19 protein-coding genes, 1 pseudogene and 1 riboswitch are annotated in these 21005 nt (G+C 64.3%); of the genes and pseudogenes, 11 read left to right on the top strand and 9 right to left on the bottom strand.

What is annotated here, in order from left to right:
* Positions 1-19 precede the first annotated feature (19 nt).
* Positions 20-1069, bottom strand: a pseudogene (locus ACVZUB_RS05360) (acyltransferase family protein); the annotation flags it as partial.
* Between the two features lie 216 nt (positions 1070-1285).
* Here ACVZUB_RS05360 and pgfA point away from each other — a divergent pair.
* Both pgfA and ACVZUB_RS05350 read left to right on the top strand, forming a co-directional pair.
* Positions 1286-2419, top strand: a complete 1134-nt coding sequence (gene pgfA / locus ACVZUB_RS05355) for a cell envelope lipid trafficking protein PgfA (RefSeq protein WP_065351996.1) — start codon at positions 1286-1288, stop codon at positions 2417-2419.
* A gap of 169 nt (positions 2420-2588) precedes the next feature.
* Positions 2589-3545 (top strand): ABC transporter substrate-binding protein, encoded by a 957-nt coding sequence (locus ACVZUB_RS05350; RefSeq protein ID WP_065351995.1) that lies wholly within the window; start codon positions 2589-2591, stop codon positions 3543-3545.
* Here the strand turns inward: ACVZUB_RS05350 and ACVZUB_RS05345 are convergent.
* On the bottom strand, positions 3526-4752 hold the full coding sequence (locus ACVZUB_RS05345) for a lipopolysaccharide biosynthesis protein (RefSeq protein WP_482628208.1): 1227 nt from the start codon (positions 4750-4752) through the stop codon (positions 3526-3528). The genes ACVZUB_RS05350 and ACVZUB_RS05345 overlap by 20 nt on opposite strands.
* A 33-nt stretch (positions 4753-4785) precedes the next feature.
* On the opposite strand from ACVZUB_RS05345, the gene ACVZUB_RS05340 reads away from it, so the two are divergent.
* The gene (locus ACVZUB_RS05340; protein WP_482628207.1) at positions 4786-6525 is read left to right on the top strand and encodes an MmpA family trehalose lipid delivery protein; all 1740 of its coding nucleotides are present in this window, start codon (positions 4786-4788) and stop codon (positions 6523-6525) included.
* Here ACVZUB_RS05340 and ACVZUB_RS05335 read toward each other — a convergent pair.
* On the bottom strand, positions 6472-7686 hold the full coding sequence (locus ACVZUB_RS05335) for a glycosyltransferase family 4 protein (protein ID WP_063314955.1): 1215 nt from the start codon (positions 7684-7686) through the stop codon (positions 6472-6474). The genes ACVZUB_RS05340 and ACVZUB_RS05335 overlap by 54 nt on opposite strands.
* A gap of 173 nt (positions 7687-7859) precedes the next feature.
* Between ACVZUB_RS05335 and ACVZUB_RS05330 the strand changes: the two genes are divergently transcribed.
* From ACVZUB_RS05330 to ACVZUB_RS05310, 5 genes are all read left to right on the top strand, one after another.
* Complete coding sequence (locus tag ACVZUB_RS05330) at positions 7860-8630, top strand: class I SAM-dependent methyltransferase (protein ID WP_003945692.1); 771 nt, start codon at positions 7860-7862, stop codon at positions 8628-8630.
* Between the two features lie 4 nt (positions 8631-8634).
* A complete protein-coding gene (locus ACVZUB_RS05325) occupies positions 8635-9522 on the top strand; it encodes an ROK family protein (protein WP_070162157.1) in 888 nt (295 codons plus the stop codon).
* A 139-nt stretch (positions 9523-9661) separates the two neighbouring features.
* Positions 9662-10849 carry a phosphotransferase family protein gene (locus ACVZUB_RS05320; RefSeq protein WP_007734522.1) on the top strand — a complete coding sequence of 396 codons (1188 nt, stop codon included), beginning with the start codon at positions 9662-9664 and terminating at the stop codon, positions 10847-10849.
* Position 10850: 1 nt separating this feature from the next.
* Positions 10851-12020: an Rv3169 family protein gene (locus ACVZUB_RS05315; RefSeq protein WP_042452600.1), complete on the top strand. Its 1170-nt coding sequence runs from the start codon at positions 10851-10853 to the stop codon at positions 12018-12020.
* A gap of 4 nt (positions 12021-12024) precedes the next feature.
* Positions 12025-13470 (top strand): aldehyde dehydrogenase, encoded by a 1446-nt coding sequence (locus tag ACVZUB_RS05310; protein WP_003945530.1) that lies wholly within the window; start codon positions 12025-12027, stop codon positions 13468-13470.
* Positions 13471-13800: 330 nt separating this feature from the next.
* Here the strand turns inward: ACVZUB_RS05310 and ACVZUB_RS05305 are convergent, their stop codons facing one another.
* The 5 genes from ACVZUB_RS05305 to ACVZUB_RS05285 form a co-directional block, all read right to left on the bottom strand.
* The gene (locus ACVZUB_RS05305) at positions 13801-14502 is read right to left on the bottom strand and encodes a (2Fe-2S) ferredoxin domain-containing protein (protein ID WP_054781993.1); all 702 of its coding nucleotides are present in this window, start codon (positions 14500-14502) and stop codon (positions 13801-13803) included.
* Positions 14499-15560: an ABC transporter substrate-binding protein gene (locus ACVZUB_RS05300; protein ID WP_063314957.1), complete on the bottom strand. Its 1062-nt coding sequence runs from the start codon at positions 15558-15560 to the stop codon at positions 14499-14501. Before ACVZUB_RS05300 ends, ACVZUB_RS05305 begins: the two co-directional genes overlap by 4 nt.
* Complete coding sequence (locus tag ACVZUB_RS05295; RefSeq protein WP_063314958.1) at positions 15557-16375, bottom strand: ABC transporter ATP-binding protein; 819 nt, start codon at positions 16373-16375, stop codon at positions 15557-15559. Before ACVZUB_RS05295 ends, ACVZUB_RS05300 begins: the two co-directional genes overlap by 4 nt.
* Positions 16372-17379, bottom strand: coding sequence for a FecCD family ABC transporter permease (locus ACVZUB_RS05290; RefSeq protein WP_047269567.1), 1008 nt, complete (start codon positions 17377-17379; stop codon positions 16372-16374). Before ACVZUB_RS05290 ends, ACVZUB_RS05295 begins: the two co-directional genes overlap by 4 nt.
* A 117-nt stretch (positions 17380-17496) precedes the next feature.
* Positions 17497-17632: riboswitch (cobalamin riboswitch) on the bottom strand.
* Positions 17633-17648: 16 nt separating this feature from the next.
* Positions 17649-18257: a TetR/AcrR family transcriptional regulator gene (locus tag ACVZUB_RS05285; RefSeq protein ID WP_082845673.1), complete on the bottom strand. Its 609-nt coding sequence runs from the start codon at positions 18255-18257 to the stop codon at positions 17649-17651.
* A 52-nt stretch (positions 18258-18309) separates the two neighbouring features.
* Between ACVZUB_RS05285 and ACVZUB_RS05280 the strand changes: the two genes are divergently transcribed.
* Genes ACVZUB_RS05280 through ACVZUB_RS05270 form a run of 3 tightly spaced genes read left to right on the top strand, consistent with a single transcriptional unit; the run spans position 18310 to position 20363 of the window.
* Positions 18310-19074 carry an alpha/beta hydrolase gene (locus tag ACVZUB_RS05280; protein WP_063314960.1) on the top strand — a complete coding sequence of 255 codons (765 nt, stop codon included), beginning with the start codon at positions 18310-18312 and terminating at the stop codon, positions 19072-19074.
* Between the two features lie 10 nt (positions 19075-19084).
* Positions 19085-20032 carry a cation diffusion facilitator family transporter gene (locus ACVZUB_RS05275; protein ID WP_042452614.1) on the top strand — a complete coding sequence of 316 codons (948 nt, stop codon included), beginning with the start codon at positions 19085-19087 and terminating at the stop codon, positions 20030-20032.
* 28 nt (positions 20033-20060) lie between these two features.
* Positions 20061-20363 carry a hypothetical protein gene (locus ACVZUB_RS05270; RefSeq protein ID WP_063314961.1) on the top strand — a complete coding sequence of 101 codons (303 nt, stop codon included), beginning with the start codon at positions 20061-20063 and terminating at the stop codon, positions 20361-20363.
* A gap of 58 nt (positions 20364-20421) precedes the next feature.
* Here the strand turns inward: ACVZUB_RS05270 and epsC are convergent, their stop codons facing one another.
* A complete protein-coding gene (gene epsC / locus ACVZUB_RS05265; RefSeq protein ID WP_482628206.1) occupies positions 20422-21000 on the bottom strand; it encodes a serine O-acetyltransferase EpsC in 579 nt (192 codons plus the stop codon).
* Between the last annotated feature and the right edge of the window lie 5 nt (positions 21001-21005).

Here is a 21005-nt window from a genome sequence, read left to right as displayed (position 1 = left end):
CCGAGGCCACAGCGACGCTCAGGACGACCGTCAGGGCCAGGACGTAGAAGAAGCTGCCCGAGAACGGAACTATGCCGAACACGGGGAACACAGCGTTCAGTACGGCCAGGTGCCAGATGAACAGGCCGTAGGACCAGCGTCCGATTGCCAGCGCCAGCGGGCTCGCCAGGAATCGATGCTGCGATTGATCGCGCAGAACCAGTGGAGCGATCAACGAGAAGCTGATGATCGCGCCGAGTGCAATCTTGATCGCGTACTGCCACGGCTCCGGCCGCACCAGACCTTCGGGCCCGGCCAGATCGGTGCACGAGAGAACGAAGGCCACAAACGCAACAAAAGTCAGGAGCACCCGCCGGTGCGCGAGGCGATGCATCCACGTCGACGGGCCCACGGCCAACTCGGCCAGCACCATGCCTGCGCCGAACCACGGCAGGTAGCCCGGCAGCCAGTTGTCGTGGTGAATGGCGTCCGGAGTCGGGATCGGAATGAAAGCCCACGTCAGCGCCAACACCGACACCCCGAGCAGAAGCGGTAGCCGGAACCGGGCCGAGTTTCCGCGTAGTCGCACCATCAGATACGCGAACAGCGGCAGCAGAACATAGAACGCCACCTCGACCGACAGGCTCCACATCTGCGTGAGGCCCTCGGTGAGTGTCAACGGCACGAAGACCTGCGCCAACCCGAGATTCGCCAACCACACTTGGTAGCCCCCGCCGGCACCGGGCAGGAACAGCAGGATCAGGACCACTGCCACCCAGTACGCCGGCAGAATGCGCGTCGCGCGGGAGATCCAGTACCGGACGGTCGACTGCGGCTGCCCGATTCCGCGAGCCTTTGCCGCGTGGGGGCGCCACAGGAGAAATCCGGACAAGGCAAAGAACACCGCTACGGCGAGATCGAGTCGACCGAACGCGCGCCCGATCGCGCCGGACTGCGCTTCACCGGTTTGGAACGCGACATGGGTGACGAGGACACCGAGCGCCGCCAATCCACGCATACCGTCCAAAGCCGGAACGAAGCCCCGAGCCTGTGGCGGGACCGTCTGAGGGGAATTCGTGGAACTGATCATCACGGATAAGTGTGCACCCCAGGCCGATTGAGGGAAACCACCAGGGACTCACAACAAAATGCCTGGCCAATTCATGCCCTCATGCGACAAACCGGGCCGGTGGACTGTTAGTGTTCTGCCACACATGGTGTCCATCGGGGGCCCCATGCGATCTGCGCAGCTCATATTGTGCCGGTTGGGGAACCTCGAAAGACTTAACGGGTTAGGAGTCACAGCATGGCGGAACGCTCAGGGCCGAGCCGGATACTTCCTTGCATTCTGGTGGGCCTCGGTGCCTTCCTTTTGGCCATCGCCATCCTCATTCCTACCTACACGGTAGGCAAGCTGGAGAAGACGCCACTCGACCTCGAGGTGACCACTGTCGCCACAGGCACCGGTAGCGTCCTCAACTCGGCGGCCCTCCTCGGCGGAAAGGCACAGGTCGACACCAACGTGCCGATCGTCGCTCAGCGCTACGTCACCACGCAGGACCCGTCCGACGCCGACATCATCACCGTCGAAGCCGGCCAGACCGTCCGTCGTACCGACAAGCAGGGTGACACCGGACTGCTGACCGCAACCCTGGACCGCGTCACGCTCGATCGCGTCAGCTCGATGCCGACCAACGATCCGGTCGGAACCGTCCAGACGTCCAGCGACCAGCCCGCCGAAGAAGTTTCCCGCGACGGTCTGCAGTACAAGTTCCCGTTCAACACGGAACAGAAGAGCTACCCCTACTTCGACCTGAACGCTCGCGCCACGAAGGACATCGACTTCGTCGAAGAGACCGAGATCAACGGTCTGAAGGTGTACCACTTCCAGCAGACGATCGATCCCGTCGACCTGTCGAAGGTCGTCAACTCCCCCACCAACAAGCTGAGCCTGCCCGCCGACACCTGGGGCGTTCCCGGTGGCGCTACTCCGATCACGATGACGCGTTGGTACACCAACGTCCGTGACCTGTGGGTCGAGCCCAAGACCGGCGTCGTCGTCAAGGGCCAGGAGCAGTTGCACCAGTACTACGGACGCAACAAGGATGCCGTCGACGTCGAGGTTCTCAAGGTCACGCTGCCCTTCGACGAAGCAACCATCGAGTACCAGGTCCAGCAGGCACGTGACGGCATGGACAAGCTCTCGCTGTTCGGCCGCACAGTCCCGATCGTGGCAGGTGTGCTCGGCGTCATCGCGCTGATCGCCGGTATCTTCCTCGGCATTCGCGGCGGCAAGGGCGGAACTCCGGCCCGCGCTGCACACGGCGGAACGAACCAGAATCCCAGCGGCCAGGGCTCGCCCGAGCCGGCTCCGGGTGAGCACGACTGGACCTCGGACGACACTCAGGTGATTCCGCGTCCGGATCTGCGCAAGGACTGATTCAGACAGTAAGCAGAGCGCCCCTTCCACACGGAAGGGGCGCTCTGCTGCGTTTCGGGGCTTTGTTGCCGGATCGGCGTACGGATTGGCGCAACGGGTCGTTCCCTCCGCGTGGTTGCGGGCTTAGCGTTTTCTGGAAGTCCAGACCACCCCGAACACGAGGAGCCACATGCCCGCATCAACAGTTCTGGGTTCGCACATCTGTGTCAGCGATCTGACGCGACGGAGGTTTGTTGTCGGCACGGCTGCATTCTCCGGGCTGTTCGCCGCCGGTTGCGCGAGGTCCGCCGGTACCGAGGGCGGTTCGGCCGGGATGCGCACGGTCACGACCTCGCTCGGAACCTACGACATTCCGGTCACCCCGAAGCGCGTCGTCGCCATCGACTCCAGACTCGACCTCGAACCAGCCGTCGCGATGGGCCTGCCGGTCATCGCGTACAGCTTCGACGCCGCCGAGCCGTGGGTTCCGGCCGATCCCACGGCACAGGTGTTCGAGGCACCGGTCAACGTCGAGGCAATTCTCGCGCTGGAACCGGACCTGATCATCTGCACCGACATCGGTGAGGCCTCCGACATGTGGCCGCTACAGCAGTTGAGCCAGACAGCGCCTGTGCTTCCGATGGACTTCACGCGTCCGTGGCGCGAGAACATCGATCAGCTGGCGAGTTGGCTGAATCGCACCGAGAACCCCGACGTCCGTCAGGTCATCGGAGCGTACGAGGACAAGGCAGCCGGATTGAAGGAACGCCACGCCCCGAGCTTGGCGAGCAAGCAGATCGTGCTGCTGAACTACGTGAATCAGAAGGTCAACGGCGTCAACCGCAAGGGCATCTCCACACAGGTGGCCGAAGACCTCGGCGTCCAGCTCCAGTGGCCGGTCGAGGGACAGAAGGAGATCTCTACCGAAAACCTCGTGACTGCCCTCGACTCGGCCGACGGAATGATCGTCACCACCGCGCCCGGCGTGGATCCCGTCAGCGACGACCGCGCGATGTGGAACCGTATCCGCGCAGTACAAGGAGACAACGTCGTCTACACGGGTGGGAACATCAACTACGGATCCGTCTACACCGCGATGCGTACGCTCGACTACTTCGACGATTTGTTCACGCGTCTGGAGAACTGACAGAGCCGCGAGGTGCCGGCCCGGCGCGGTCGGCACTTCGCACTGCGGCGACGGACACCGACAACGCCGTCGTCGACGCAACCACCACGGCAACGCCGATCAACTCTCCCGGCGTCTTCGCCCACACCAGCATGACCGTCGCCTCCACAACCAGTCCTGCCCACGCCAGAAGGGCCACTCGCGTGCGTTCTGACGCGATTGCGGACAGCAAGGCACCCTGGAGTACCGCCAGCGCTGCACCGTGCAGAGCGAAGGCCCACAGCATCGGAGCCACGGCGGCGTACGCGTCGCCCACGAGCATCGGCACCAGCGGGCCGGCAACCGCCGCCCCCAGAACCAGGACGGCGCCGATACCGACGAGCACCGCCAACGCCGAGCGAACCGCCTGCGCCGAGTGCGCCGGGTTCGCCATCTTCGGGTACAGCACGACGCCCACTGCCTGTGGCAGCCAGAACGCCACCTTCGTCGCGACGGCGCCGAGTGCGTAGACACCGGCGTCGTACTCACTGAGGACGACGCGGACGATCAGCAGGTCCAGCGAAGACAACGCGATCAGCGCAAGCTGGACCTGTGACGCCGCGAGCACGGAGACGACGCCGATACGCACCGGACGGTCCTCGCTCACCGAGACGGTTCGATCGACCACTCGAACTATCGCCACCAGGAACGCAGTTCCGGCCGCGCCCGCGACCAATGCCGCGCCTGCCCCGCCGCCGAAAGCCAGAACGATCACTGCCGGAAGGACTTTCATTACCCCGGCTCCGGCCAGTACGGCACTGAGAGTGCCGAATCGACCGTGTCCTTGCAACAATCCCTGCTCCGTTGCCAGCAGAACCAACATGGGCGCAGTCACCAATGCCGAGAACGACGCCACGATTCCGGTGTCGAGCAGCCACGCCATCGCCGGAGCGAGCGCAACCGCGAGGACGGCGACGATCGCGGTGCATCGATGCCCCAACGACCGCAACGCATCTGTGCTCTTGCCACGCACCGCCTCGCGGGCGACCACCGTCTGCAACGCCAATGCCGGAACCGCAAGCACCAACTGGGCGGCAAGCAGACTCGCGAACTCGCCGTAGCCGACCGGACCCAACCATCGGCTGGCCAACCATGCCAACAGGTACGACGCGACATTGGCCGTCATCGATCCCACCAAAACCATGCCGACCCCGGCCGCGGCGGCGCGATCGAGTGGTTGGCGAGGCATGGCAGTAATGATGCACCACGTATCGTGCGCGTCATGACAGTGCAAGCCGGATACCGCCGTTACCTGCCTGCGGCGTACAGCCTGGCGCTGGCACTGTTGATCCTCGGACCGCTGCTCGGCCCCGGCTACCTCCTGCTGCGCGACGCCGTCAGCACGCCGCGCTCGTACTTGACCGACTCCGCCCTCGGACTCACCGACGCCGCAGCCCGCGCCGTTCCCCAGGACGCGCTGATCGCAGCGTTGACCACCGTGATCGACGGCGGACTGGTGGTCAAGTTCATCCTGCTCGTGGCGCTCTGGCTCGCCGGTTGGGGTGCGGCGCGCATGGTCGCCGTTCTGCTGCCGACGGCCGGTCTCGGTCCACAACTGGTCGCGTCGACGGTGATGCTCTGGAACCCCTACGTGGCCGAGCGCCTGTTGCAAGGACATTGGAGCCTGCTGACCGGTTATGCCGCACTGCCGTGGATCGTGTGTGCCGGAATCGGAGTTCGCCGAGCCACGCCCGGGTCCTGGTGGGCGTTGGCCGCGTCACTGGCATTCTCGGGCCTGACACCTACCGGCGCTCTGCTCGCTCTGACGGCCGCGCTGGTGGTGGTAGCCACCCCCGGAGGCCGAACCTCGGCCATGCGGCGTGTCTGCGGCACTATCGGGCTGTTCCTCGTCGCCGCCTCGCCGTGGTTGGTCGCCACCTTCGTATCCGGAGCAGCAGGCGACGGTTCCGATCCGGCGGGAGTCGCCGCCTTTGCCGCCCGAGCAGAACCGGGACTCGCGACGCTGGGCAGCCTCGCCGGTCTCGGCGGTATCTGGAACTCGGCAGCGGTACCGTCCACGCGCACAACACTCTTCGCATTGGTGGGAACGGTTCTTCTGCTCGTCGTCGTGTTCGCCGGTATGCCCGCTCTGTGGCGCCGACGCCGGAATCCTGTTGTCAGTGGACTCGGACTGCTGGCCCTATTCGCGGTGCTGGCTCCGACCATGGGCGCTACCCCGTGGGGTCTCGACGCCGGCCGATGGTCGGTCGAGGTGTTCACCGGCGCCGGTTTACTACGTGACGCGCAGAAGTGGGTCGCGCTGGCCGTCCCGTTCTACGCACTTGCTGCGGCCGCAGCGGTGATGTGGGCAGGCAATCGGTTCTCCCTCCCCCGCCCGGCATTCTCGGTTGCCGCCATCGTGGTGACGATCGTGGCACTGCCGGATCTGGTGTGGGGTGTCGGCGGCGCGTTGAAGCCCGTGCACTACCCCGGGTCCTGGACCGTGGTGACCGAGCAACTGCGAGACGAAACCGGTGACGTTGCAGTGCTTCCCGCCGGAATGTTCCGCGCGTTCCCCTACAGCGGTGATGCGCCGGTACTCGACCCTGCACCACGCTTCCTGCCCCTCGACGTTCTGCAGACCGGCCAACTGGTGGTTGCCGGTGGTGCTGTCGGCGGCGAGGGGACTCGGGCAACTCGGGTCGAGGACCTACTGCTGGCCGGCGGAAGTCCTACGCAGTTGGCCGATCTCGGAGTCGGATGGGTACTGATCGAGCGCGGGACACCAGGTCAACTCGGCAACTCGGCAACCACGCTCGACGGATTGGAACAGGTCTTTGCCGACAACGATCTCGCGCTCTACCGGGTACCCGGAGATGTTGCCACGCAGGAAGCCTCGACCGGTGCCCGAACTGCCGTCATCGCTGCGCATCTCGCGTGGATACTGATGGGTGCGATCGCGCTGATCTCAGTCGGACTGAACCAGAACCGAATTCGACTCGCGAGGCGCGGCCAGTCCTGAGACCCACCGACCGTCCTTGTGCGCGGTCAGCACCTCGAGCACTCCGGTGCCGGTCTGCTCCCAGGAGAACTCGCCCGACCACACCCGAGCTTTCTCACCGAGCACCATGCGAAGTTCGTGGTCGCGGAGCAGAGTGCCGGCAGCCTGCGTCAGATCGGCGATGTCGCCGTCGCCGGCGTTCTCTCCCCCGACCAGAAGGCCCGTCACTCCGTCGACGATCGAATCGGTCAGACCCTTCGAACTGCGGTAACCGATCGTCGGAACACCGTGCTGCGCAGCCTCGATGACCGCCAGGCCCCACCCTTCCTTCCGCGAAGGCATGAGGTGAATCCACGACTGCGCAAGGAGTTCATGTTTACGAGCCTCGTCGACGTGACCGTAGAACGAGACGGCGTCACCGATTCCCAACTCGGCGGCGCGATCTCGCAGGTTCTGCTCCCACCAACCACCACCGATGACGTCGAGATGGATGTCCGGAAGCGTCGGACGCAGGGCTGCGACCGCTTCGAGTGCGTCCTCGATCTGCTTGTGCGGCACCAGCCGTGAGAGAACCGAGATGGTGGGACGCTCGGCCCTGGTGATCGATCCGCCCGCGTCGACGCCGACGGGGAGCCGATCGGCACCGTTACGCACCACGGCAATTCGTTCGCGCTCGACACCGAGGTCCACCAATTCTTCCGCTGAGGGAAGCGACACCGTCAGATACTGACTACGTCGATGGGTGCGCGGTGACAATCGCGATTCGACCCACCAGCCGATCCGGCCGACGAGCTTGCCTGCCACCGGCCACTGTTCGCGATGGCAGTGATGGACCAGAAGCGTGACCGGTGCACCCGCCACGGCCTTCGAGAAGAAGGGGATGCCGTTCTGGGTGTCGATCACCGCGTCGGGGCGGATGCCCTTGAGCGATCCGAAACCCAGACGTCCGGCGGCAATGGCGGCCAGAGCGCGGGGGTACACGCTGAAACGTCCACCGGCCCGGCTGATCGTGATGCCGTCTCGAACCTCCGACGCGGGCGCCCCGGGATACGACGCCGTCCGCAGCGTCACCTTGATACCGCGCTCGGCCAACTGGGATCCGACCTGCTCGAGGTAACGCTCGCTTCCACCGCCCTGGGGATGCCCGGTATCGCGCCAGCAGAGCAACAGAACCTCGCGCACGTGCGTTACTCCCTGAGTTGGTCGGTGGCCACCCCGGTTCGGGCGATCCTGCGGGATGCCCCGCCTGACCGGCCGGTAACCCTGCCGAACACCCTAACTGTTCGAGCGTCCGTATTGCCGCGCTCCTGACGGTGTTCGTGGACCGGGTGCCCCAGTGGCTAAAGTTGCTACCCGTGACCAAGCCCGCAGTGACCCGCATTTTCGGCCGACGGGCAACCCTGAAACGCTCGTTCGGCCTGCTCAGCGACTTCCGCCACGAGCAGTCCGCGCCCGACATCTTCTACGGCGCGCTCGCGCGCGACTCCGTCGAATTGATCTCGGACCTGCACGAAGGTCACACCGGACGATCCCTCGACGGTCTCACCGTCCTCGACGTGGGCGGTGGTCCGGGCTATTTCGCGGAGGTCTTTCAAGCCGCAGGTGCCCGCTACATTCCCGTCGAACCCGATCCGTCGGAGATGCATGCTGCGGGTCTGACCGTGGGCGGCGCGGTGCGTGGATCCGGTTTGGCACTGCCGTTCCTGGACTCGTCCGTGGACATCTGCTTCTCCTCCAACGTGGCCGAACACGTCAGCGAGCCCTGGCTGATGGCCGAGGAAATGCTGCGCGTGACCAAGCCCGGCGGCTTGATGGTTCTCTCGTACACCCTGTGGTGGGGTCCGTTCGGCGGCCACGAAACCGGACCGTGGCACGCGCTGGGCGGCGAGTACGCAGCCAAGCGGTACCTCCGCAAGACCGGGCGCGAACCGAAGAACAGATTCGGGGTGTCGTTGTTCAAAGTCGGCGCCACGGACGGCTTACGCTGGGCCCGTGGAACCAGCCAGGGCACGTTGCTCGCCGCGATCCCGCGCTACCACCCGTCGTGGGCGTGGTGGATGGTCCGAGTCCCCGGTCTGCGGGAGTTCCTGGTGAGCAACCTCGTCGTGGTTCTCGAAAAGCGATAGCGACATGCGCCTCGCAGTCGACATCGGTGGTACCAAGATGGCTGCCGGGGTCGTGTCCGAGGACGGCCGCGTTCCCGTGTTCGACAGCGTGCCGACGCCGCAGACCGACCCGTGGAGAGCGTGTGCGGCGCTGCTCGAACGAGTCTCAGACGGCCGAGAGGTCGACGGTGTCGGCATCGCGTGCGCCGGGCCGGTGGACACCGTCGCCGGCGTCGTCGCTCCCATCAACATCACCGAGTGGGCACAGGGATTCGAGCTCGTAGCGGGCGTCCGCAGCGTCTTTCCCGATGCCGGAACCGCCCTCGCAATGGACGGAGCCGCAGCGGCATTGGCGGAGTTCCACCACGGCGCCGGACGCGGAACCCCGAACCTCCTGAGCCTGGTCGTCTCGACGGGAATCGGCGGAGGAATCGTTCTCGGCGGTGAGATTGCTCGGGGTCGCACGGGGAACGCCGGTCACATCGGCCACATCGTCGTTCCAGGATCTGCCGAACCGTGCAGCTGCGGGGGCGTCGGCTGCCTCGAGACGGTGGCAAGTGGACCGTCCGCGGTGCGATGGGCTCGTAGCCAGGGCTGGTCGGGGAACACCGGCCGTGAACTAGCCGAGGGTGCACGCAGCGGCGACGCGATCGCCGTGGACGCGCTTCACCGTGCAGGCACGGCGCTCGGTGGTGCCATCGCCTCGGCGGCTGCCCTCCTGGACGTGGACCTCGCGGTGATCGGCGGCGGTTTCGCCCAGTCGGGTACACCGCTGTGGGAACCGATGCTCGACGCGGCTGCCCGACATGCCCGTTTGTCGTTCGTCGCCGGGCTCCGGATCGTTCCCGCCGAGCTGGGTGGCGCCGGAACTCTGACCGGTGCGGGCTTGCTCGCGCTCACCGCCGTTATCTGACACGCGTTCTTCCCCGATAAATCCGCAGGGAGTCCCACTAAACGGGCGCCACCTGTTCCCAATTTCTGTAACGTGTTTTAGTGTTCTGACTCACACCGTTACGGGCATTGCACGTGACGCCTACGGGAAGGAGGTGACCGTGAGCCCAGACGCTTCCTCATCTGACGTTGCCTCGACTGCTTCTTCGACCGATGAAACCGAGCATCACGCCCAGGTCGCCCGACCAAGCGATTCCCTCCGCGACACCGAAGACCTCCGTGAGCGCCTGGAACGGTGGATGGCCGGCAAGGTGCCGAGCGGATCCACTGTGACCGTCGCCGACGTCACCTTGCCCGCAGCCAACGGCATGTCCAGCGAAACCATCCTCTTCGACGCCACCTGGGACGGCGAACATCATCCCTTGGTCGCTCGGGTGGCGCCGACGGAATCGACCATGCCGGTCTTTCCTGCCTACGACCTCGAATCCCAGTTCCGCACCATGGCTCAGGTGCGCGAGCACTCGGCAGTGCCCGTACCCGCGGTGTACTGGTCGGAATCCGACCCGGACGCGTTGGGTGCGCCGTTCTTCGTGATGGAACGCATCTCCGGCGACGTGCCACCGGACGTCATGCCGTACAACTTCGGATCGTGGGTCACCGAAGCGTCTCCCGAGCAGCGAAAGACCCTGCAGCGCAGCTCGGTCGACGTCCTGGCTCAGTTGCATGCCATCGACAAACCTGGTGAGCGTTTCGACTTCCTCCGACTCCCGAATTCGGGAACGACTGCACGAGAAGCATTCACGGCGCACATCGCCGAGCAGCGCGCGTACTACGAGTGGGTGGTCTCCGACGGGATCAGATCACCGCTCATCGAACGTGCCCTCGACTGGATCGAGGAGAACAATCCCGCGGACGATTCGCCGGCAGTGCTCTGTTGGGGCGACTCGCGCATCGGCAACGTCATGTACCAGGACTTCGCGCCGGTAGCCGTACTGGACTGGGAAATGGCAACTCTCGGCCCGCGGGAGATGGATCTGGGCTGGATGGCATTCCTGCACAGGTTCTTCGAGGACATCGCCGGACTGGCGAACCTACCCGGTCTTCCCGACTTCCTTCGACTGCCGGATCTCGCGCAGACCTACGCCGAGATCACCGGCCACACCCCACACGATCTGGAGTTCTACGTTACCTATGCCGCACTGCGTCAGGCGGTCATCATGTGGCGAATCCAGGCTCGCGCCATAGCTTTCGGCCAGTCACAGCGACCCGAAGACCCCGACGACATGATCATGCACCGCGCTTCGCTCGCCGCGATGCTCGACGGTACCTACTGGGAGAGGTTGGCCTGACATGCTCTCACCGATGGACGACTATCCCGTTCACCAGATCGCCGAACCGATCCGTCACGTAGCCACCTCGGATCGAAACTTCTACGACCGCTACTACTTCAACTGCTACCCCACCGAATCCCCCGACGTGTTCCTCATCGTCGGACTCGGCCAGTACCCCAACCTCGGCGTCATGGACGCCTTCGCGGTACTGCGCCGCGGTGACGACCACATCGTTGCTCGTATGTCGAAGGCTCTGGGCGCCGACCGCACCGACACCACCGTCGGACCTTTGCGCATCGAAGTGCTGGAAGGACTGCAGAAGCTCCGCGTCGTCCTCGAACCAGGCAGCGAATACGATCTCTCCTTCGACATCACCTTCGACGCCACCATCCCGGCGGCGCTCGAGCCCAAGCACTTTCGCCGTCAACTCGAACGAGTCACGTTCGACACCTCACGCTTCCTGCAGACCGGAACCTGGACCGGATCGCTCACCGTCGACGGGGAGGACTTCGCGATCGACCCGAAGACGTGGCGAGGTAACCGCGACCGCTCGTGGGGTGTGCGTCCGGTCGGTGAAGCCGAACCGCAAGGCAGACGCGCCGTCGACGGAATCCAGAACTTCTTCTGGATCTACGCGGTCATGCAGTTCGACGAGTTCACGATCTCGGTGATCATGCAGGAAGACGAGCAGGGCAGGCGCATCGTCGAAGAAGCCATGCGAGTGTGGCCGGACGAAGCCAGGGACAACGAATGGCTCGGCCGACCCGAACACGAACTGACGTTCTGCCCCGACACCCGCGACGTCACCGGAGCGACCATCACCTTCCACCGGCCAGGCGGTGAAGTCCTGACCGTCGCCTGCGAACTGCTGCTGGCCAACTACATCGGAATCGGCACCGGCTACGGGCTCGAACAGGACTGGCGTCACGGAATGTGGCAGGGCGAACTCGTCGTACAAGGGCTCCGCCACAAGGTCCACGAGATCGAACCGTTCCAACGCATGTTCTCCCCCGTCGACAACCTCGCGTCCTTCACGCTCACCGAAGGCACGAACACCAACACCGGCACCGGTCTTTTCGAGGTAGCCGCCATCGGACCGCACGAGAAATACGGATTCACCAGTTTCACCGACACCGCACAGGCAGACGACGCGTATGCCCTCGCGGCGACCGACAACACCGAGGAATGAATTGATGACTGACTACGACAAGCTCTACATCGGTGGAGCATGGGTGGCCCCGGCCACCGACCAGGTACTCGAAGTGTTCTCTCCCGCAACGGAGGAGCGCGTCGGCAGCTGTCCCATCGCAGCACCGGCAGACATCGACGCGGCCGTGTCCGCAGCCCGCGCGGCGTTCGAGGGACCGTGGTCACGCACCACCCCCGCCGAGCGCGGCGCGATCCTCGCCAAGGCCGCCAAGCTGATCGAAGAGCGCAGCGCGGAGATCAACCAGCTCATCTCCAACGAGATGGGCCAGCCGCCCGCCATGGTCGGCATGATGCAGCAGACCCCGTCGATGGCGACGCTGGGCTACTACGCCGAGCTGGCCGACAAGTTCGCGTGGGAAGAGAAGCGCACCGGCGCTTTCGGGCAGACCAAGGTGACCCGTGAGCCCGTCGGCGTCGTCGCCGCCGTGCTGGCCTGGAACGTCCCGCTGTTCCTGGCGATCAACAAGCTGGCCCCCGCACTGCTCGCCGGCTGCACCGTACTGCTCAAGCCCGCACCCGAATCCCCTCTCTCCGTCCACGTGATCGCCGAGATCTTCACCGAGGCAGGCGTTCCCGAAGGCGTCATCTCCGTGCTCCCCGGCGGAGCCGAGACCGGCGAATACCTGGTCTCTCATGCGGGCATCGACAAGATCACGTTCACCGGATCCAGTGCCGTCGGCCGCAAGATCGGTGCCATCGCCGCACAGAACCTCAAGCGCTGCTCCCTCGAACTGGGTGGCAAGTCCGCCGCGATCATCCTCGAGGACGCCGACATCGCCGCCGGAATGCCGATGCTCGTCATGTCCGGCCTGATGAACACCGGTCAGGCCTGTGTCGCTCAGACCCGAATCCTCGCTCCCCGTTCGCGTTACGACGAGGTCATCGAGGGAATGAAGACCGCCGCAGGCTTCATGACCGTCGGCGATCCGTCCGATCCCGCAGCACAACTCGGCCCGCTGATCTCCGAGAAGCAGCGCGAGCGCGTCGAGGGTTACATCGCCAAGGGTAAGGAAGAAGGCGCGCGCGTCGTACTCGGTGGTGGACGCCCCGCCGGCCTGGACAAGGGCTGGTACGTCGAGCCGACCATCTTCGCCGACGTGGACAACTCGATGACCATCGCACGCGAGGAGATCTTCGGACCCGTTCTCTCGGTGATTCCGTACGACTCCGAGGACGAGGCCATCAAGATCGCCAACGATTCGGATTACGGCCTCGCCGGATCGGTGTGGACCACCGACATCGATCACGGACTCGAAGTTGCTGCGCAGATCCGCACGGGTACCTACGCGATCAACTGGTACGCCTTCGATCCCGGATCGCCGTTCGGTGGTTACAAGAACTCCGGTATCGGGCGCGAGAACGGACCTGAGGGCCTCGAAGCCTTCTGCGAGACCAAGTCCGTACTCATGCCGCCCGGCTACGTGGGCTGACCCACCCGGGAGTTGGCACCCTTTGCTGACAGTTGGCACCCGTTCCGACCTGCCGGAACGGGTGCCAGCCCCATGAAATGGGTGCCAACTCCCAGCGAATCCACAGATCCACCCGGTACCGTCGAAAACGAATCAGTCATCTCACAAAGGACATTCATATGCTCACCAACGCCATCAACGCTTTCCTCGCACTCTGGGGCAGCGCCTCCGTCGGCAGCAGTGGATACCAGATCCCGCCGGGAACCCTTCCCTTCGGTTCCTGAGACAGGACAACAGAACCCGCTGAGCGCACTTCGCGCTCAGCGGGTTCTCTGTTTCGCCGACCTGCATCTACCGGTCCAGAACGTGATCCTCCAATTGATTCTCCTGACCTGCGACCAATGCTTCAGCGTCACCGGCGTCCACGTGCCCGAACCAGGTACCGCCGGGGTTCGCGATCACCAACGGCCCCAGGTTGCACGGGCTCAGACAACCGGTTCCGGTCACCTTCGACGAGGTACCTTTGGCCGCCGCGCTCATCGCCCGGTGCAACGGTCCTGCTCCGTACGCCATACAGCGAGGGCCCTTGCACACCAACAGATGCCTATCGTGCTGCTCGATCACGGACCACGCCGGACTGCGATACGACGCCGGACTCGCGGTGATCGGCTTTCCCGCCGAGTCGAGTTCGTCGATCACCTGCCCGGCCACCGCACCTTCGAGCGTTTCCGTTTCATGGAGCGTCACTTCCAGTTCGGCGTCGATCCGGGTTTCGCGCCAGTTCGCAACCGCCTTGCTGGTCCACGTGAGCAGGTACCGATCCCTCGGCACCGCAACTGGAATCAACACGACCTTGTCGACGTCATCGACATGGGCTCGATCGAGTTCCTCGTGAAGGCTCGGCGAGGAGACATCGAGGTACGCAATACGAACGTCGACGTCGGTGCCCGCCTGAACAGCGTCGAGCATCCGTCGTGCAGCCGACTCGTCCAGGCCGCTGACAGTCGGCCGTAAGACGACAATCACCCGACGCGAGCACCGGTTGTTGCTCATGCCGACGGCGCGGTTGTCCAGTCGATGCTGCTCGACGGAGCCAGCCCGAACTCTTCGATCTTCGCGCGCAACTGTTCCGCGCCGTAGATATTGGGGAACCCACTGGTGAACATGGCGAGCGGGAGTACGACGAAACGGTTCTGCTTGACTGCGTCGAGGTCACGCAGGCCTTCTCGGCTCTTGATCGCGTCGATCTTGCCCTGTACTTCGTCGGCACTCTTCTTGTAGTCCATGATCACGATGATGTCGGGTTCTGACTTCGCGACGGTCTCCCAGCTCGCTTTGAACCAGGTGTTGTCGACGTCGGCGAACACATTGGTTCCCCCGGCGACGTCGATGATTCCGTTGGGGGCTCCGTTGCCGCCGCTGGTGTACAGATCTTCTTCACCGCTGTCGTAGATCAGCACCTTCGGCTTGTCGGCGGCATCTGGCGCGGACTCCAGACGTGCCAAACGTGAATCCAATTCGGTCAATGCCTCGGCGGCGGTGTCCTCGGTTCCGAACAGCTTTCCGTAATTGGTCACGTCCGCACGAAGGGCATCCCACGGACCCATCGTGCCGAGCGCGGAATCCGCTGCGGCACTCTGCCGACAACTATCGGAGATCACATATGCATCGATGTTGTTGCTCTGCAGCGATTCCGGCGTCACACCGGAGGCTCCCTTGAACAAGCCACTGTAGGAGCCGACCACCAGGTCCGCCTGCTTACCCAGAATCGTCTCCATCGTGATCGTTCCGTCCAGGTGTGGGACGTCGGCGATTCCGGGACCGAACATCGAGTCCATGACCGCGTCGTTGTTCGTGTTCAACACGACGGCAGCGAGACGATCCAGACCGCCGACTCGGAGAATGGTACCGATATTGGCCGCATTGCTTGTGGCAACAACCTTTTCGATCGGAAGCTGGAAAGTGCTTTCCGTTCCGCAGTTCTCCAGCGTGACCGAAGTCTTGTCCGCGGCTTCGTCGACGGGCGCGGTTGCCGAGCATCCGGACACGGCCAACAACGCTGTCGCGGCTACAACCGCACCGAACGACGCGCGGGTCTTTACGTGTATCAAAGTGCACTCTCCGAAAATGTGTGTTGTGGTTGAGAATTTCGTGATTCGAATACGAGGTGTGAACGGCCTGTCGCGGGGTTCACGAGTTCGAAAGTCTCGACGCCGAAAACAGTTGCCACCACCGAGGTGGTGAGTACGTCGGATGGATGTCCGAACGCCCTGGCCACTCCATCCGCGAGCACGAGCACCCGATCGCACACTGCCGCAGCCAAATCGAGGTCGTGCAGTGCCATGATCACCGTCCGGTCCAACGACCGGACCAGATCGAGCAGTTCGAGTTGATGCCGGATGTCGAGATGATTGGTCGGCTCGTCGAGGATGAGCACACCGGCGTCCTGCGCGAGACCTCGGGCGAGAAACACCCGCCGACGCTCACCGCCGGAAAGCGTGTCCATCGAAGAGAACCGGTGCTCGATCATTCCGACCTCGCCCAGAGCACGATCGACGACGGCATTCTCGTGCTTTCCACCGACGCTCCAGGGCTTTGCATGTGGCGTGCGGCCCAGACTCACGTACTCGTGAACCAACAAATCGGCGGGACTCTGCTCTTCCTGCGCCACAAAGGAAATGGCTTTGGCCCTCGACCGCGCGGACATCGCGTGCACGGAGTCGCCGCCGACACGAATGTCACCGCCGGCGATCGGCCCGAGACCCGCGAGAGCACGCAAGAACGTCGACTTGCCCGATCCGTTCGGACCAACCACGCCGACCACTGCGCCGGCGTCGGCCGCGATGTCGACGCCTTTGACGATGGTTCGACGGTCGATGCGGACAACGACTCCGGACGCGGTCAGCGCCAGGGCTCGGGCGCTCACGAACTGCCACCGAATCGGTAGCGCCGACGGCCGAGAAGCAGGAGAAACAGTGGGGCCCCGATCACCCCGGTCACCACGCTCAGCGGGATCTCGGTCGGCCGCAACGAGGTCCGCGCCACGACGTCGACCCACACCAGGAAGGACGCGCCGATCAGTGCTGCCGCCGGTAACACCACTCGATGTCTGGCTCCGACGAGCATGCGTGTGACGTGCGGTATGACCAAGCCTACGAAGGCAATCGCGCCGGACACTGCAACCATCGTGCCGACCAACGCTGCCAGCACGCCGAACAGCACGTTTCGCAGGGTTCGGACGGGAATACCGAGCGAAGCCGCGACGTCCGGTCCGGCCGCCAGCGCATCCAGCCAACCGTGCAGGGCGAACACCGCTGCCGTCAGCAGGAACACAACGATGACCGGCGCCCACAACTTGTCCCAGGATGCCCCGGCCAAACTTCCCAGGAGCCAGAACAATACGGACTGCGCGGCCTGGGAATCATTGGTACGCAGCACCAGAAAACTCGCGATCGCCGACAGGGCGGATGCGGTAACGGTGCCGGTCAGAACCAATCGCAGTGGAGTGATACCGCCTTGCAGCGTCGCGATGGTGAAGACGAGAATCGCAGCTCCCAACGCCCCGATCATCGCGCCGAAACTGAGCGCCCACACTCCCGCGCCGGCGAACAGTCCGGTGGTGATGACGGCGGTGGCACCGACACTCGCGCCGGACGACACTCCCAGCAGGTGGGGATCGGCAAGAGCGTTACGGACGAGGGTTTGCACCACCGCGCCGGCGACGGCAAGACCAGCGCCGACGGCCAGACCGAGCAGTACCCGAGGTGCTCTGATCCCCCACACGATCGCAAGTTCGGAACGCGTGACGGGTGGGCCTCCGAAGCGCGAGTGCACCACGTCCACCACAGTGGACACGGGGAGCATCTCGGATCCGAATGCCAACGCGCACACAGCAGAGAGCACGGTGACGACCAGCAGAGCGGGCAGCACGATACCCGGACTGAGCCGTCCTCGCGGCGCACCCGCCTTCGGCGGAGGCAGGTGGGTAGGTGGAGACAGAGCTCCGCCAACAGCATTCATGGTGTGACCGATCCATCCTCGTGGCATGACACAACGTCAACGAGGGTGGTATCTGGCTACGGTCGACGCAGGGACGACCTCACAGTGGCGGGACCGCGCCGGAATTGCACCGACTTCCCATTACCTCGATGATGACGTCAGAACCATAACGGACTGTGGTCACCATTCCGCACACCGGATCAGGATTCCGACGCGATCATCGATCTCGTCTGCCGCACGACGGCTTCCGTTCGCACTCGAAGTTCTTCGGGTGAATCCGATTCCAGCACAACCCGATGCACCTGGCTGTCCACGGCAGTCACAGTCAGCCGCGATGTCAGCAACGCATCCTCCGCACTGAAACCGCGGCTCTGCAAGTAATCCGAAAAACCCAGTACCAGTTGCCGATTCATTCCTTCGACCTGCTCGATGAGCTCACGCGTACGCGGAACCTGATCGTAGAGCAGGTGAAAGAACTCTCGCGGCTTACTGTTCACTTCGACCGCGCACTCCACCAACATCCTCACGGCCTCGTCCGGGGTGAGCTCACGCTCGACGATGTCGGCAAGGCAGAGCGCAAAACTCTCCCGCGCAGCACTCACGTGACGGTTCGCCAACTCCGAGAGGATCTCGTACTTGTCGCCGAAATACTGGTAGAGCGAGCCCACCGACACCCCTGCTTCGTCAGCGATCCGGTTGGTGGTCGCTGCCATGGCTTCCGAAGCGAAAACGCGAGTAGCTGCCTCCAGGATCGCGTCGTAGGTAGCCCTCGAGCGCTGCTGGGAGGGCCTTTTCCGCCGAGTCGACACGGTCCTCCGATGCGAGTTGTCAGCCGCGACGCCGATACCGAGAATTGTGTAGGTGACCAGCGCCGATTACTCGAAGTTTATGCCCGACCGGTACACCGACCACATGCCGGCGCCGACCCCGACGTGGTGGGAGTGGAACGGCAACACCGTCCACGTCGCACGGGCCGTGGTTCCAGACGCGCCGGTTCGTGTTCTCGGCATCCACGGCGCCGGCGGCTACTCGGGCGCGTTGTGGCCGTTCGCCGGGATCGGCGTGAAACTCGGAGCCGAAGTCCTCTTCCCTGACCTTCCGCTGTACGGCGACACCGTCGTAGCCGATCCCGCCGGCGTCCGGTACGAGCAGTGGGTCGATCTCCTCTGCGATCTCGTCCGGGCCGAGAAGGCAGCCGACGATCGGCCGCTGGTGTTGTTGGGAGCCAGCATCGGCGGTCTGCTGGCCTACGAGGTAGCCGACGTGGCGAACATGAGCAGCAATCGGGAGCTCGCAACGCTGTGCGCAACCGATCCGCGCGGTGGCGGTGTTCGGGTGCCACTCGGATTCCTCAGCAGCTACTTCTCGTTCGAGCACACCGCACCCGAAGCATTTCGGACGACGCCCGTTCTGCTCACCCACCCGGCCGACGACCGATGGACGCCACCCGAACTGAGCCTGCAGTTCCTCCGCCGCATCAACGCACCCACCGAATTCGTGATGCTGGACGGGTGCGGGCACTTTCCCGTCGAAGAGCCGGGCCTGACGCAGTTCCACGACGCCGTCGCCACACTGCTGCACTCCGTCGCCGAGCGTCACCGCACGAAACTGTCGTCACCCGCCTAGCCTGAGAATCGTGAGCACCGAAACGGAAGCATCGGCCGACGAGAGCACCACGACGGTCGTACTGGCGTTTGCGGCGAACGCGCTGATCGCCGGTGCCAAGACGGCGGCCGCCATCGTCACCGGATCTGCATCGATGGTCGCAGAGGCCACCCACTCCTGGGCCGATACCGGCAACGAAGTGCTGCTGCTGATCGCGAACCGCCGCTCGAAAAGGGTTCCCGACCGAGACCAGCCACTCGGCTACGGCCGGGAGGCATACATCTGGTCGATGTTCGCCGCTCTCGGACTGTTTGCACTCGGCGCGGGTGTCTCGATCACTCATGGCATCCAGGAACTGTTCCATTCCGAACCGGCGTCCGACTTCGGTGTCGCCTACGCCGTCCTCGGCGTCTCGTTCATCCTCGAAGGCATCTCGTTCCGGCAGGCGTACAAACAACTCCGAAACGAAGCGTCCGCCGTGAACCGCGACGTCATGACCCAGGCACTCAACACATCCGACCCGACGACTCGGGCCGTGTTCGCCGAAGATGCTGCGGCACTTATCGGTTTGGTCATCGCGTTCGTCGGTGTTCTGTTGCACCAGGTCACCGGTTCACCCATCCCCGACGCCCTCGGCTCCATCTTCGTCGGCATTCTCCTCGGGGTCATCGCAATCATTCTGATAGATCGGAACCGCCGCTTCCTGGTCGGCGAAGAGGCCTCACCGACGCTGCGGGCAGCAGCCGTCGAAGCTCTCACCCAACTGCCCGAGATCAACCGAATCACGTTCCTGCGTATGGAATACCTCGGGCCGCGACAGGTCTACCTGGTGGCCAGCGTCGACCTGGTCGGTGACTACGCGGAATCCCGTGTGGCCCACACGTTGCGCGAACTCGAGCGCTCACTCGAGCAGAGCCCACGTGTCGTGCGGGCGATCCTGACCCTCTCGACCCCCGAAGAACCGTCGATCACAGTCTGAACTTCCGGCCGGGCGATAGGCTCGGGCGATGCGCACACTGATCGTGATTCTGGCGGTTCTGGGATTTGTCGTCGGGGGAATTCCCCTGGTGGGCAGTCTGATCGACGTGATGACCAGCCCTGACGAGACCATCGTCTATCAGGGTTCCTACGTACCGTTCCGGGACGTGCAGATGGCTCGGGACTACGAGTCGACAATAGCCACCGCCTACGAACCCTTAGACGGACCGCGCTGGCTCGTCCTGGCCTGCTATCCCTTGATCGGAGCAGCATTGGGCGCTGCGACGGCCGTCGTACTGGGACGTCGCGGGTGGCACCTGACGCGAGCCTGAACAGACGCCGATGGCCACCCGCCGTCTACACGAGGGTGGCCATCGAAGAAGGAGTGCTTCAGATGTACATCGCCGGATCGATGTAGCTGTTCGGGTCCACCAGTTTTTCCTTGGTGGTCCGTGGCCGCGCCACCGCCGGGATACCCGTCGCGATGGATTCGGCCGGAACATCTCTGGTGACAACGGCATTGGCGCCGATAGCGCTACCTTCACCGATGACGACAGGTCCGAGGATCTTGGCACCAGCGCCGACGGTGACCCGGTCTCCCAGCGTCGGGTGACGCTTGACCTGCTCGAGCGAGCGACCACCGAGAGTGACGCCGTGATAGAGCATCACGTCGTTACCGACCTCGGCCGTCTCCCCGATCACGACGCCCATGCCGTGATCGATGAAAAACCGCCGACCGATGGTGGCACCGGGATGAATCTCGATGCCGGTGACGAAGCGTGTCAGCTGCGAGAGCACTCGCGCCGGGCCGCGTAGCGCAGGGACGGCCCACATGCGATGCGCAATCCGATGCGCCCAAATAGCATGCAGCCCTGAATAAACGAGCGCGTTCTCCACATTGCTGCGCGCGGCAGGATCCTGACCGCGCGCAGCCTGCAGGTCCTCGCGAATTGTCCCGAGGATACTCACAAGTC

It is taken from the genome of Rhodococcus sp. OS5 (assembly GCF_056837585.1).
Note: the sequence above shows the minus strand (reverse complement) of the source record. Positions and strands in the feature narration are given on the sequence as shown.

Coding starts and splice junctions, on each gene's coding strand:
- pgfA (WP_065351996.1), top strand. CDS start 1,286: ATGGCGGAACGCTCAGGGCCGAGCCGGATACTTCCTTGCATTCTGGTG.
- ACVZUB_RS05350 (WP_065351995.1), top strand. CDS start 2,589: ATGCCCGCATCAACAGTTCTGGGTTCGCACATCTGTGTCAGCGATCTG.
- ACVZUB_RS05345 (WP_482628208.1), bottom strand. CDS start 4,752: ATGCCTCGCCAACCACTCGATCGCGCCGCCGCGGCCGGGGTCGGCATG.
- ACVZUB_RS05340 (WP_482628207.1), top strand. CDS start 4,786: ATGACAGTGCAAGCCGGATACCGCCGTTACCTGCCTGCGGCGTACAGC.
- ACVZUB_RS05325 (WP_070162157.1), top strand. CDS start 8,635: ATGCGCCTCGCAGTCGACATCGGTGGTACCAAGATGGCTGCCGGGGTC.
- ACVZUB_RS05315 (WP_042452600.1), top strand. CDS start 10,851: ATGCTCTCACCGATGGACGACTATCCCGTTCACCAGATCGCCGAACCG.
- ACVZUB_RS05310 (WP_003945530.1), top strand. CDS start 12,025: ATGACTGACTACGACAAGCTCTACATCGGTGGAGCATGGGTGGCCCCG.
- ACVZUB_RS05305 (WP_054781993.1), bottom strand. CDS start 14,502: ATGAGCAACAACCGGTGCTCGCGTCGGGTGATTGTCGTCTTACGGCCG.
- ACVZUB_RS05270 (WP_063314961.1), top strand. CDS start 20,061: ATGCGCACACTGATCGTGATTCTGGCGGTTCTGGGATTTGTCGTCGGG.